This window comes from Citrobacter sp. 506, assembly GCF_050434985.1.
Classification (GTDB): Bacteria; Pseudomonadota; Gammaproteobacteria; order Enterobacterales; family Enterobacteriaceae; genus Citrobacter; species Citrobacter braakii.
This window is the reverse complement of record NZ_JBNDJN010000001.1, coordinates 1,116,652-1,130,605: the sequence shown is the minus strand read 5'-3', so window position 1 is coordinate 1,130,605 and position 13,954 is coordinate 1,116,652. Positions and strand designations below refer to the sequence as shown.

The window sequence follows — 13,954 nt, the reverse complement described above, 5'->3', positions numbered from 1 at the left end:
GAGACATTATGTTTTTAGTCGACTCACACTGCCATCTTGATGGCCTGGATTATCAATCTCTGCATAAGGACGTGGATGACGTGCTGGCGAAAGCGTCCGCACGCGATGTGAAATTCTTTCTTGCCGTCGCGACCACTCTGCCAGGATACCGCAGTATGCGCGAACTGGTCGGTGAACGTGACAATGTGGTGTTCTCCTGCGGCGTGCATCCGTTAAATCAGGATGAAGCCTATGATGTTGAAGACCTGCGCCGTTTTGCCGCCGAAGAGGGCGTTGTGGCGATGGGGGAAACCGGGCTGGACTATTTCTATACGCCGGAAACAAAGGTGCGCCAGCAGGAATCTTTTATCCATCATATTCAGATTGGCCGTGAGTTACAAAAGCCAGTTATCGTACATACCCGCGATGCGCGAGCCGATACGCTGTCTATTCTGCGCGAAGAAAAAGTGACGGATTGTGGTGGCGTACTACACTGTTTTACAGAAGACAGAGAAACGGCGGGCAAATTGCTGGACCTCGGATTTTATATCTCGTTTTCCGGCATCGTCACGTTCCGTAACGCAGATCAGCTCCGTGATGCCGCCCGCTATGTTCCTCTGGATAGGTTGCTGGTTGAGACGGATTCTCCCTACCTTGCGCCTGTACCGCATCGTGGAAAAGAGAACCAGCCTGCCATGACCCGTGACGTTGCGGAGTATATGGCCGTAGTGAAAGGTGTTGCCGTTGAAGAACTGGCGCAGGCAACCACTGATAACTTTGCCCGCCTGTTTCACATCGACGCTTCTCGCCTGCAATCCGTTCGTTAACTGACTTTTTTTAAAGCTCGTAATTAATAAGCAAAGCGAGTAAAGTTCACCGCCTCAAAATGGGCGGTGAATAACCGGTTTGACACATTCAGAAACGCATTTTATCGGAATGTGCGGATTTTACGGCCATCCACGACTGAATTGTGATAGCCGTCAAACAAAAACAAACTGAATTATTTTACTCTGTGTAATAAATAAAGGGTACTTAGATGCCCTGTACACGGCGAGGTTCTCCCCCCTCGCTAATGCGTGAGAACGTAGAAAAGCACAAATACTCAGGAGCACTCTCAATTATGTTTAAGAATGCATTTGCTAACCTGCAAAAGGTCGGTAAATCGCTGATGCTGCCGGTATCCGTACTCCCGATTGCAGGTATCCTGCTGGGTGTCGGTTCCGCTAACTTCAGCTGGCTGCCAGCCGTTGTATCGCACGTAATGGCAGAAGCAGGCGGTTCTGTTTTTGCAAACATGCCGCTGATTTTTGCCATCGGTGTCGCGTTAGGCTTCACCAATAACGACGGCGTATCTGCACTGGCATCCGTTGTTGCCTACGGCATTATGGTTAAGACCATGGCTGTTGTTGCGCCGCTGGTTCTGCATTTACCTGCTGAAGAGATCGCAGCTAAACACCTTGCTGATACGGGTGTTCTCGGGGGGATTATCTCCGGTGCGATTGCAGCGTATATGTTCAACCGTTTCTACCGTATCAAATTGCCTGAGTATCTTGGCTTCTTTGCGGGTAAGCGCTTCGTTCCTATCATTTCTGGTCTGGCCGCTATCTTCACCGGTGTGGTTCTGTCCTTCATTTGGCCGCCGATCGGGACTGCTATTCAGACGTTTTCCCAGTGGGCTGCATACCAGAACCCGGTCGTAGCGTTCGGTATCTATGGCTTCATTGAACGCTGCCTGGTGCCGTTTGGTCTGCACCATATCTGGAACGTTCCATTCCAGATGCAGATCGGTGAATACACCAATGCTGCGGGCCAGGTATTCCACGGCGATATCCCTCGCTATATGGCGGGTGACCCGACTGCGGGCAAACTGTCTGGTGGCTTCCTGTTCAAAATGTACGGTCTGCCGGCTGCCGCTATCGCTATCTGGCACTCTGCTAAACCAGAAAACCGCGCGAAAGTGGGCGGTATCATGATCTCCGCGGCGCTGACCTCGTTCCTGACCGGTATTACCGAACCGATCGAGTTCTCGTTCATGTTCGTGGCACCGATCCTGTACATCATCCACGCAATTCTGGCTGGTCTGGCATTCCCGATCTGTATCCTGCTGGGTATGCGTGACGGTACGTCGTTCTCCCACGGTTTGATCGACTTTATCGTTCTGTCCGGTAACAGCAGCAAACTGTGGCTGTTCCCGATTGTCGGTATCGGTTATGCGATTGTTTACTACACCATCTTCCGTGTGCTGATCAAAGCGCTGGACCTGAAAACTCCGGGTCGTGAAGATGCTACCGAAGACACCAAAGCGGGTGCGTCCGGCGAAATGGCTCCGGCCCTGGTTGCGGCATTCGGCGGTAAAGAAAACATCACTAACCTCGATGCGTGCATCACTCGTCTGCGTGTCAGCGTCGCTGACGTTGCCAAAGTGGATCAGGCTGGCCTGAAGAAACTGGGTGCAGCGGGCGTTGTAGTGGCGGGTTCCGGTGTTCAGGCTATCTTCGGTACTAAGTCCGATAACCTGAAAACTGAAATGGATGAGTACATCCGTCACAGCTAAGCAGTAAAAAGTTGGGGAGAATTAAGGCAGCCAGCGGGCTGCCTTTTTTAATGCATTAATTGGCCTGAACGCGAATCGGCGCAGTGACGGCGAACAACCACGGACGAGCCTCTGCGTTCACGCGTGGGGATAACGTCTCTCTGACCTGCTGGTGGTAATCATCAATCCACTGCTTTTCAGCCTCACTTAGCAGGTGCAGTTCAACCAGACTTAAATCAATCGGCACCAGCGTCAGCGTTGAGAAGCGACAGAAGCCAGGACGACTGTTGATAATCTCTACCTGATTCTCAATACGGATCCCATATTTTCCGGCCAGATAATAACCCGGCTCGATGGTAATGATATTGCCCGCAACCAGAGGCCAGGGGTTTACTTTTTTGGCAATGCGATGGGGCTGCTCATGGATCAGGAGCTGATGGCCTACGCCGTGTCCCGTACCGTGATCAAAATCCAGACCCAGATCCCACAGCGCCCGACGGCTAAAGGCATCCAGTTGATGACCCTGAGTGCCGCTGGGAAATTGCAGCGAGATAAGCGACAAAAAGCCTTTCAACACAGCGGTGTAATGCAGACGACGCTGCGGATCCTGTGGACCAAACGCGAGGGTGCGCGTTGTATCCGTCGTACCATTATGGTACTGGCCGCCGGAATCATTCAGATACATGGCCTGAGAGGTAATGGGCGTATTGGTTTTTTCGCTGGAATGGTAATGGCACATTGCGGCATTGCTGGCTGAGGCCGAAATCGTGTTGAAGCTTTGCTCGATAAATCCCGGCTGCTGCTGGCGAAATTCCAGTTGCCTGGCCTGCGCTTCCAGCTCAGTGACCGGATTGCCTGCCGCTTCGCGCAAGGGAACTTCATGCGTAAGCCATGCCAGAAAGTTAACCCAGGCCGCGCCATCTTGTTCATGGCATTCCCGATAGCCCGCCAGTTCAACGTCATTCTTGTGCGCTTTCATCAAGGTGATGGGATCGGGTGCCCATAAGACTTCGCCACCGTGTTCTACAATGGCAAAACGCAGCGCGACCGGGGCGTAGTCTTTATCGACCAAAAAGCGTTTCCCTTTGGCCAACTGCTGGCAGCGGGCAAGAAAACTCTCTTGTGGGGCCAGCGTGAGCGTATTCAGCAGTGCAGCAGGGAGCTGCTGGGTTTTGTTGCTATCAACAAACCATTCCAGCTCGCCGCTGCGATGGAGCAGGGCGAACGAAAACGGCACTGGCACCATTGGCAGATCGGAACCGCGCACATTCAGCAGCCAGGCAATGTTATCCGGCAGCGTGATCGCCAGAACGTCGGCCTGTTGTTGCGTGAGCAGATCCACGACGCGGGCTCGTTTTTGTGTGCTGCTTTCCCCGCTGATTTCAATGGGCATTTCACGAATGATGCCGCAGGGGGATGCCGGGCGGTCAAGCCATACCTGGTCGAAAGGATCTTGCTCAAGAGGCACCAGCTCGCAATGGGTCGCCGACAGTGCTTCAAACTGGCTGTTGACCATCAGCAACGGTTCAAAACCGATACGCGCGCCCGCAGCAACGTGAGACTGCAAATAGTCGGCCAGCGGTTCGTCATGTAAATGGTGAATTTCAAAATCATCCAGCGAGACTTCATTGCGCACCTGGACCTGATAGCGTCCATCGACAAACATTAATGCGCGGTCGCGCAGGACCAACGCGAGACCAGCGGAGCCGCTAAAACCGGTCAGCCAGGCCAGCTTATTGTCATGCGGTGTACAATCTTCGCTTTGGTGAGCGTCGGCGCGCGGAACAATCATGCCATCCAGCCCTTGCGCTAACAGCAGGTTGCGCAGAGCGGAAAGAGGAGTTGAGTTGTGCATAGTTACCTTCAGGCCTTAACGGAACGGCGGTTCGTTGAACGTACGTAATTTACGGGAGTGCAGTCGATCGCCTTCAGCACGCAGACGATCAATTGCCCGGATACCTATTTGCAGGTGCTCGGAAATGGCACCTTCATAAAAACGGTTGGCCTGACCAGGCAGTTTGATCTCGCCGTGCAGCGGTTTATCGGAAACGCACAGCAGCGTGCCGTAAGGGACGCGGAAGCGGTAGCCCTGGGCGGCGATGGTGGCGCTTTCCATATCAATGGCCACCGCGCGACTGAGGTTAAAACGTAGCGCAGAAGCGGAATAGCGTAACTCCCAGTTGCGATCGTCGGTGGTGACGACGGTACCGGTACGCAGGCGCTGTTTCACCTCCTCGCCGGGCATGCCGCTGACTTCTTTGGTGGCGTCATACAGTGCGCGTTGTACTTCCGCAATGCTCGGAATCGGAATATCCGGCGGTAGTACGGCATCCAGCACATGGTCGTCACGCAGATAAGCGTGGGCCAGAACATAGTCGCCAATCGCCTGGCTTTCGCGCAGGCCGCCACAGTGTCCAATCATCAGCCAGACGTCAGGGCGCAGGACGGCCAGATGATCGCAAATGGTTTTGGCGTTAGACGGGCCAACGCCGATATTGACCAGCGTGATCCCCTGACCGTCGGCGGTGATTAAATGCCAGGCGGGCATCTGATGTTTCTTCCAGGCGAGATCGGAGATGGCCTCTTCCGGAGCTTCCGTTTCAGCGGTGATCCAGATCCCGCCCGCGCATGACAGCGCGATATAGGGGCTGTTCGGATCGAGGATCTGGCTGCAACCCCAGCGCACGAACTCATCGACATAGCGGGTGTAGTTGGTGAACAGCACAAATGGCTGGAAATGTTCAACCGGCGTTCCCGTGTAGTGACGCAGTCGTGCGAGCGAAAAATCTACTCGTCGGGCGTCGAAGTGCGACAGCGGGGAGAATTCCGCCGGATGATAGGTACCATCGGCTGTTTCATCGCCAATTTGTGACAACTCGGTAGTGGGGAAATGGCGCGTTAATCCGGCGCTCATTGAGCGGTCGAGCGTCAGCTCAGAACCGTCAATCACATAGGGATAAGGGATTTCATGCTGCGACGGTTCGACGGAGATATGCGCATCATAATCCTGATACAGCAGCGTGAGTTGTTCTTCAAGATAGGGACGAAAAAGCGACGGACGGGTGATCGTAGTGGTATAGCTGCCCGCATGGGTAAAACGGCCATAAGCGCGGGTTTTCGGGGGATTGGTGGCGCTGCCATCCCAGGTGACACAAAGCGATGGGTAAACAAAAAGACCATTATGGCGGGCAATTATGTCAGGGAGCGTCCCTGTTTCAATGTACTTACCAATGGCGCTACGCAGTGCTTTAACCGACTGCTCGTACAGCGCGTCCAGTTTATCCAGTGCCTGAGTTGGGGTCAGGCTGGAGCCCTTATTGTTCATGTCTGTCTCCTTGTTCCACAGATGTACTGCTCTCCCGATAGTATGTCACAGGAATATGAAACAAAAGTCAGACGTTGAGGAAGATTGTGCGAAGGCCGAATGACCTTCGCATCAGGGCTTAACTGTGCTGCTTATCCCGCATCAGCAATGCAGTGGCGGCGGAAATAAGACACCCGGCCATCAGATAAATGGCCACGCTGTGCCAGTCTCCGCCCGAGAATGTTACCAGTGCTGCAGCAATGAAAGGGGTAAAACCACCGCCAACCACACTTGCCACCTGATAGCCAACGCCTGCGCCGCTGTAGCGATAACTTGCGCCAAACAAACCGGTAAACATAGGCTGCTGTACGCAGACCACCATATCGTGCGCAATATTGGCCAACATAATCGCGAAGAACACGATCCAGAAAATAGACTGTGCTTCCAGCGCCATAAAGAACGGGAAGGCGCTCAGCGTACCGACCAGTGCACCGGTAATGTACACGCGCCGTCGACCAAAGCGGTCGGCAAGCCAGGCAAAGCAGGGGATGGTCAGACAGCTCAGTCCTCCCACTAACAAACCGATATTCAGAAACAGCTCGCGGGGTAGGCCCAGGTTCTGCGTAGAGTAATTAAGGGCAAACGCGGTGACGATATACATCGTCAGCAGTTCACATAAGCGCAAGCCGATAATTTTTAAGAATGCGCCCGGATGGCGGATTAACGCCTCGACCACCGGTAACCGCTTTTTCTCTGGTTGCGCTGCCTGTTGCTGCTGTTCGAATTCGGCTGATTCATCCATTCTGTTGCGCATCCACAACGCGCCCAAAACCAGTACGATGCTGAACAGGAACGGAATACGCCAGCCCCAGCTCAGGAACTGCTCATCGGTAGTTTGCGAGCTAATCAGTGAGACCAGACCGGTAGAAAGCAGCAGTCCGACGCCGTAACCGACCTGAACGCCACTGCTGTAGAAGGCTTTTTTATTTTTCGGCGCGCTTTCGACCGAGAGCAACGCCGCGCCGCCCCATTCGCCACCAACGGCGAATCCCTGAATGGCGCGTAGCGTCACCAGCAGCACAGGGGCCCACCAGCCAATAGTGTCAAAAGAAGGAATAATCCCTATCAGCGCAGTGGCAATCCCCATCATCCAGACGGTGAGCATCAGCATGCGTTTACGGCCAAGGCGATCGCCAAAGTGGCCGAAGATAACCCCGCCTAACGGACGGAACAAAAATCCGACGCCAAAGGTGGCAAATGCGGCAAGTGTTCCCATTGCCGGGCTAACCTGCGGGAAGAACTCGCGATTAAAGACCAGTGCGGCGGTGATGCCATAAAGCAGAAAATCATACCAGTCGACCACGGCGCCAGCGAAGCTACCAAGCGCAGCGCGTCGGGCACGATGAAGCGAAGAGACGTCCTCTTGGGGACCCGCGGAGGTGAGAGTGGAATCCATAGTTATCCTGTCTGTACTGTCTTTTAGTTATTAGTATTTGAATTGGGCTACACACATTGCAGTCGATATATTAACGACCGTTATGAGATTACCGCGACAGACGGGAAGAGAAAACGATTATCTCCCTCACCAGAGGGCTACATGAAAAATAAGATGAATGAAAAACAGAAAAGCAAAAAGCCTGCTTAGTTTCCTAAGCAGGCTTCTTAAATTTGGCTCCTCTGACTGGGATCGCCTTTGCCAGTAACTGGCTAATAAATAAGCTAAACCTGAAAGCTCTTGTTGTCAAGACCACCAGAATGACCACCAAGTGCTGAAGTGCAACAGACCATAAAATGGCCTCTCGCCAGTCGGCTATCGAGTTGGTTTCTCTGACCATGAACGCCGCATATTAATGACCTGCTCAACATCGACTAAATAGCTGCGCGGAATAGTAGATCACTTTGAGGGAACCCAGCCCGGATTGTGCGATCAGATCAATCACCAAATCAAAACAAATCACCAACCTATTGTGAAGATCTCCACACTTATTTTGCGGATGGTGGTTTGGTCGCTAACAACCCCAGCTATATCGGTCTGCTGGAAGTTTTCAGGGACATGAAGTTTGATTTTCCTGATGTTACTCATAAAGTCAGTGTATGTATCGTAATAGGTGATGCTTTGTTTCCACATTTTCACCGACTGCACTCTTTGTATCTCTTCCTGCGAGCATAACCCGGATGCACTGGCTCACGCTGAAGTACCCGATACACTCGTGCATCGGGCATGTAGAAAGGTTACTGTGTTTGAAACTCCCAGGCATCAATCTCACCGAAAGTGATCTTTTTGCGATGGTCTACCGCTTCCGAAGGTACTAAGTATAATTTGTCTTCCATTTGGAAAAAATAATAACGATTTCCAATGATGATTTTTTCTTCAGGATCTGGATATTTTTCCTTAAATATTTCATTGTCATCGTAGAAACATTTTGCAGGATAAGAGACTCGATCGATAATGAGGTCAGTGGAAGTCATGGGGGCGTTGATAGTGTGCAAATCGCGAGCTTCATAGGGGGTTATGAACAAGTAGTCGGACATCAACTCTACTCGTTGAACAAACTCATGTTCACTATCGTTATTTTTTTAAGAATATCAACTAACCCGGAATAGAGAGCGTTTTTTTCAAAGAGTGAATTACCGGTCTTTGAGAATTTTACATATTGGTAAATCAGTTCATTGATAACTCTAAACTGCGGAATGGTGACAGTGGTCTCGCTGGCTGTCACTTCGGCACCGTTATAGTTGAGCCGATGGTGAAGCATTTTATTTCTAATCTGAGAACACATTTTGTACAGCGTATGAAGGAACAAATCATCAATTGAATCTTTATCAATATTGGATTCGAGAATGAGGATTTTTTTGTTGAAGCTTTCGTTGACACAGTCAAAACGAAGATCAACATAGCTATCCAGATAATCAAAGAAAATAGGAAATAAGACAAATTTTGTGTAATTATTTTGCAAACTGCTATTCCATGAGAAAAAACCTATGCAGTTTAATGGGTATTTTGTAGTTGAGCTACCATTCGTCTTGCTGTATAAAAATCTATTGTTTGCCATATTGTTCATAAAGCAGTTACCGATAATAGCCTGAACAATGTCAAAATGTTTTTGCATCATACTGTGACTCCATGTCTGTAAAACATAAAAAAACCTTAGATAAGAGGGGAATACTTAAATTTGCGCCAATGATCCTAACATTGTGGTGTTGAGACAAAAGCAATGATTGGTCACTGATGTCCGCCATTTTACCAAGAGTGTGATAGGGGTATCGTCTTGTTAACGGGTATACAGAACGCAGAACAGCAAAAAATCCTGCTTAAGTATCCTTAAGCGGACTCTTCTTAAATACGGCTCCTTTGACTGGGATCGCCTTTGCCATTAATTGGCTGATAATTAAGCTAAATCGCAAATCCCTTTCTGTCAAGCCCCCCAAACTGACCACTTATGCTGTACATGCAATCTATCTTGAGCATACAAATCTTTTGTTAGTCAGAGTTTAAGTACACCCGTTTTAGTTCCACGGCGCTGGTCAAGGAATACCTGCGCAGCGAGCTGGTAGGCTTTGAGCATGAAGTCTTTGCGGTGCTGTTTCTGGATACGCGCCACCGGCTGATCAAGTACCGGGAGATGTTCCACGGCACCATCGACAGTGCATCGGTGTATCCGCGTGAAGTGGTCAAGGAAGCCCTGGGGCTAGTTGAGGTGCGTATGCAGGATCAGGTCATTGTGGCCGGAGCAGGCTCCGTGTCGTTTTCGGAGCAGTGGCTGATTTGACGTACCATCTACACAAAAAAGCTATCAGTCCTTATCCACCCAACGCGCCTCGCCTTTTCCAATACGGCGGATGGTGACACTCGTTCCGTTCTGTAGAGATTCAACTTCAAGCAGGCTCGGTAGTTCCGCCTGAAGCCTCTGTCTGATTGTTGTGAGCTGTGAAAAATCTGGCGTCGCGATCGACACTTGTCCATCTTGCGGATCAACTTCAATACGCAGAGGCACTGTTGAGTCTGTTGCCCATTGCATGGTCCACTCCTGCGACGCCCACCTGCCATCTACGCTTGACACAACGTCGTGCCGAAACTGCTGCCAGATTGCATGAGTCTCAAGCGTGGGCCATCCAGGAACATGGTCGAAGCCTGCTACTTCTTCCGATCGTAACCAGGTTTTCATTTCCGCGCGATTTGTGAAGCAGGGCGCGAGCTGCTCCACGGCTGTCTTGGCGGCCACCCGCGAGGGCAGTCCGGCCCGAACAAGCATGGCCATGGCGTTGGACGGTAGTCCAGCTTCCAGGCAGGCGGCAGCAGCTCCTTCGACGGGTAGTTCTGATTCGTCTCCATTGATGCGCCGATTCATCCGGATGGCTTCAATCGCCCAAACCAGGCGATAGACAAATGCGTCGTCCACGAAGCGCATTCCCTCTTGGCCGATGGCCGCTACGTCTTGCCCTCGCACCCAAGCTCCCAGCAAGTCTCTCCAGTTCGCCGGCAGTGGGTCATCTGGAACGAAGGGACGGATCGCAAGAAGCCGCTCTCCCATTCCAATGAGAGCAGCGATCAGGGCATCTGCGTCACTGGCGAGGGCGGCTGCATCGCCACGGTCAAGAAGCACAGTCAGCTCGACAGCCAACGCGTCGATGGCAAGGCCCGATTCTAGGCCCACTCCCATCGCGAACTGACCTTTGCGTTGCTCGACCGTTGTTTTGTTCCAAATGAGCTGTGCTCTACTGAGGAGAATCCACACTTGCTTCTGCTTTTCGACGCCGTCAAGGTGAGCGATTTGCCTTGCCCAAAGTGAACCCGCAAGGGCTTCATCGAGCAGCCTTGGTAGATCCGCACTTTGCGCGTCAAGCGCTTCGACGAGCCCAAGGACGGTTGTATCCAACCGCTCGATGAGGCTCTCCATTGAGTCTGACTCCATCTCACCATCTACAGCGTCCGGGAACCAAGCATCTTGCGTGCTAGACAGGTAGTCCATGGCATCCCCACGCGCAAAAACACCCGACGTCGAGAGGCGACGTATGACCTCGTTTACCACGACAATGATGCCGCTTGAAAGTGACCGAGTCTTGGCCGACGTGACCAACTCTCTCCATCGCTGGTGGCGCCAATTTTCTGGCTGATGCATTACGTGGATCACGAGTCCTTCGAGATCCACGAATGCGCGCCCGGCGCGGCCCGCAACGTTGGCAAACTCCTCACCCGTGATCAGAGTGCCCGCCCTGTACAGATTTGGGATCAGGAGTACCGCTGCATTGAGGTTCAGTCCCTGCGCCAAGGTGGGTGATGCCACGGTAACGCGTAGAACGCCTGCGGCAAGTAGTGTCTCCACTTCCCGCAGGAAGGGGCCGGGAAGACGACCATGATGAATCGCAACGCCGATGGCCAGACAGCGTACTGCAGGATGTTCGGCGCCTAGCCACTCCCTACCTACGGACATGGCACGTTCAACCTCTTGGGCGTTGGCAAGCAGAGATGGCAGAAAGCCTCGTCGCTGCAGGTCCAGGGCAGTCTCGGCAAATCCTTCAACATGATCTCGTTGGGTGCAAAATACGAGAGCTCTCTTTCCTTGCTCAGAGAACTTCCATGCCGCTGCGAGAGTTAGCTCCTTGTTGTCCTTTGGAAACGCCTTTCGACGAGGGCGAATGGGTGGGACCTCTGGCACAAAGTGTCGAATGAAAGGGCCATCTGGCTCAAGGTCGAAGCTCAGCCGCGCAGAATTTCCGAGCCAAGACAGAGTGCCAAAGCGCTGACGCGTAGGGCGCCAACTGGACTGGATCGGATCGCCAGGCGCATCACTGCGAATCCACGCAGTCAGATCGTTGAGCTGATCGCCTGCCGGTAGAATTGCCGAAAGACAAACGATCCGTCGGTCGCCATGGTCAGTGCGCCGCAGCAACCGTTGCACCAGATTCTCATAGCGGATCTCGCGTTCACTTGGGCCAATCAGATGTCCTTCGTCTAGGACGATCAAGCCGACATCATTGATGATGTCGGGGTCGTTCCGCAAAGCAAAATCCAACTTTTCTGGGGTGGCTATGACGATGTTCTGTTCCCGCAGCGCATCCTCGTCATTTCCTGCTACACCGCTGCTTCCATACAGCGACGAGACAGAAAATCCAAGAGGTGTGAATGTCTTGCGGAAGGAGCGCTCGGTCTGAGCGGACAGAGCCCTGAGTGGTGTGACTATCAAAACGCGTTTACCACACGCCAGGGCCATCAACACAGCGATCTCTGCAATCCGTGTCTTGCCCGCGCTCGTGGGGAGCGCGACCACTAGGTCGTCGGAGACATCGACGGCTCGCTGTGCCGCCAGAAGTTGAGAAGGCCACAATTCGACCTCAGATGACCTCCTGCAGTACAACTCAGAGACAAAAAGCTTCCGAAGTTGTGCGTAGTCTTGCGAGCCAAGTGGCCCTTCGGAGGGCAGAACCTTGTGCAGACTGCTTGCCCAAAGATCATCTATCAGGTTCACGGTGATTCGAAGAATCCACCAGAGTGACACCGCGCTGGCCGCTCCGGTCAACGAAATCGCCCGTCTCAGCAGGTTGCGAGCTTCTACAACGAGGGACTCTTGGCCGGTTTGCAGGGCAAACTCAAAGAACACCAATGCTCTGAACATTGTCGACGTCGCTACACGCGAAACGATATCGTCGGGGTCAAGCGCTCCCTCGGCCGCAGCTCTGGCGATTCCCTCATCTCGGTTCGCTGGGCTGCTAAGCCAATCCCTCGCACGTTGAACCAGGCCTTGAAGATCACGCACGATTAGGAGCGCGAGCGCATCCTCGGCAGGCGAACGATTCTGATCGGCCTGTAATTGCGACAGAAGCGAAAATGCCAGCGCAGAGTAGTTGGCCAAGTGATAGGAAGCAGCCCCCATTGTTCGATAGAACCCTCGAGATGCGTCGGCCTGTGACCCGTTCTGAACCAATGCCTCAAAAGCCCCACCTGCCTGTACGAAGCCTTTTCGCCAAGTCACTGCATCGCCTCCAAGCTCGCGTAGCGCCAAGGAAACACGTAGTACTGAGAAGCCATAGTCCGCAAGATCGGAGTCGAGCCCTTCGCTGAAGGCTGGAGCGTCTGGTGGCAAGTTTCCTTCATGGCGAATAAGAGCCCTTGCTTGACCCCGGGCCTGCAGGCGACCTCGATATCCGTCTTGTGTGATGTCGAGCAGGAATGCAGTCAATTCTTCAATCGTTTCCAAGTGCCAGAGCCCTCTCGTAGCAGGCCAGAATGAAGGCCTGATGGTCTTCTATGCGCAAATTTGCAGAAAGATGGGGACGAACCAGATCCGCCGCTGCGAGATCGTCGTACAGTGCCTGAGGCGTGGCGTTGCCCGACAAGGTGAACAGCATGTGACTGGTTCGCCCTTGGGGCGCAGCTCGACTGGCGACTTCATTACGAATCCGTCTACCTATCTGCCGTCGTTCGCCTTCACCCTCCATGAGTCGATCCGCGACGAAGAGAAGGGATGTTGCCGTAGGTCTGCCATCGTCTCTGGACAGTGCTTTTCGCGCCTCAGAGATGGTGGCGTTGGCAAGGTTTGCACGACTCTTAGACTCGCCTTTTAAGTAGTGCAAATTTTGTTGGTCATCGAGCTTTAGACCGACGAAATCGTCGCCGCGCAGCGCCATCTCTCGACCATCCTTGTATCGCAGGCGACGGATCGGAACCTCGAATTCAAGATGTTCTTCGACCAACTCGGACGCGAGGATCTCGCCAAGCTCTCCCGAACGTGCTCGGGTGGAGCGCGGCATGCGCTCAGCCAAAATTGCAGCCGCGCCTGGATATCCCAACTCACGGACGTCTTCAGCTATTTCGTCCAAATTGTCGTAGTGAGCTCGGATCCGAGTAGTTAGGGTAGCTTCGATAGCAGCCCTTCCTCCATCGCGTTCGGACAAGCGCCATAGCTGCTTGTTGTCTTGCTCTTGGATAGTTATGTCGCACCAACGTGGATATAGCATTCAAAAGCTCCGTATTCTTATGCCAGGTCTTTCTGAGAGAGGTGGATTAAACCCTCAGTGCGACGGCCGCAAGCTGCAATTTTCTTCCAACCCAAAAGTTGCCTCACGTCATCACTTTAAGTTCTTCGACGTTACCCCGGCTTCAGCCTCGCGGAGAATACTAATGATCTGTTGGTTGGAAA

At 52.7% G+C, this 13,954-nt stretch carries 10 protein-coding genes and 1 pseudogene; 4 read left to right on the top strand and 7 right to left on the bottom strand.

The annotated features are described in order from the left end of the window. Nucleotides 1–8: 8 nt before the first annotated feature. Nucleotides 9–806: a metal-dependent hydrolase gene (locus tag ABIE10_RS05650; RefSeq protein ID WP_286454770.1), complete on the top strand. Its 798-nt coding sequence runs from the start codon at nt 9–11 to the stop codon at nt 804–806. A 293-nt stretch (nt 807–1,099) separates the two neighbouring features. After that, entirely contained in the window at nt 1,100–2,533 is a 1,434-nt protein-coding gene (gene ptsG / locus ABIE10_RS05645; RefSeq protein ID WP_016152655.1) for a PTS glucose transporter subunit IIBC, read from the top strand. A gap of 55 nt (nt 2,534–2,588) precedes the next feature. Here the strand turns inward: ptsG and ABIE10_RS05640 are convergent, their stop codons facing one another. From ABIE10_RS05640 to shiA, 3 genes are all read right to left on the bottom strand, one after another. Beyond that, nucleotides 2,589–4,367, bottom strand: coding sequence for an aminopeptidase P family protein (locus tag ABIE10_RS05640; RefSeq protein ID WP_429154984.1), 1,779 nt, complete (start codon nt 4,365–4,367; stop codon nt 2,589–2,591). 15 nt (nt 4,368–4,382) lie between these two features. Next, nucleotides 4,383–5,837, bottom strand: a complete 1,455-nt coding sequence (locus ABIE10_RS05635; protein ID WP_016152657.1) for an AMP nucleosidase — start codon at nt 5,835–5,837, stop codon at nt 4,383–4,385. A 118-nt stretch (nt 5,838–5,955) separates the two neighbouring features. Further along, a complete protein-coding gene (gene shiA, locus ABIE10_RS05630) occupies nt 5,956–7,272 on the bottom strand; it encodes a shikimate transporter (RefSeq protein WP_016156198.1) in 1,317 nt (438 codons plus the stop codon). 498 nt (nt 7,273–7,770) lie between these two features. Here shiA and ABIE10_RS05625 point away from each other — a divergent pair. After that, a pseudogene (locus ABIE10_RS05625) lies at nt 7,771–7,890 on the top strand (CBASS cGAMP-activated phospholipase); the annotation flags it as partial. Between the two features lie 158 nt (nt 7,891–8,048). Here ABIE10_RS05625 and ABIE10_RS05620 read toward each other — a convergent pair. Further along, nucleotides 8,049–8,348, bottom strand: coding sequence for a hypothetical protein (locus ABIE10_RS05620; protein WP_172569582.1), 300 nt, complete (start codon nt 8,346–8,348; stop codon nt 8,049–8,051). A 5-nt stretch (nt 8,349–8,353) separates the two neighbouring features. Continuing rightward, the gene (locus ABIE10_RS05615) at nt 8,354–8,929 is read right to left on the bottom strand and encodes a hypothetical protein (RefSeq protein WP_172569583.1); all 576 of its coding nucleotides are present in this window, start codon (nt 8,927–8,929) and stop codon (nt 8,354–8,356) included. Between the two features lie 408 nt (nt 8,930–9,337). On the opposite strand from ABIE10_RS05615, the gene ABIE10_RS05610 reads away from it, so the two are divergent. Then, nucleotides 9,338–9,586, top strand: a complete 249-nt coding sequence (locus ABIE10_RS05610) for a JAB domain-containing protein (RefSeq protein WP_081277351.1) — start codon at nt 9,338–9,340, stop codon at nt 9,584–9,586. Nucleotides 9,587–9,610: 24 nt separating this feature from the next. On the opposite strand, the gene ABIE10_RS05605 is transcribed toward ABIE10_RS05610, so the two are convergent. Beyond that, a complete protein-coding gene (locus ABIE10_RS05605; protein ID WP_064793687.1) occupies nt 9,611–13,012 on the bottom strand; it encodes a DEAD/DEAH box helicase in 3,402 nt (1,133 codons plus the stop codon). Beyond that, complete coding sequence (locus tag ABIE10_RS05600) at nt 12,999–13,772, bottom strand: Hachiman antiphage defense system protein HamA (protein WP_064793688.1); 774 nt, start codon at nt 13,770–13,772, stop codon at nt 12,999–13,001. Before ABIE10_RS05600 ends, ABIE10_RS05605 begins: the two co-directional genes overlap by 14 nt. Nucleotides 13,773–13,954: the final 182 nt, after the last annotated feature.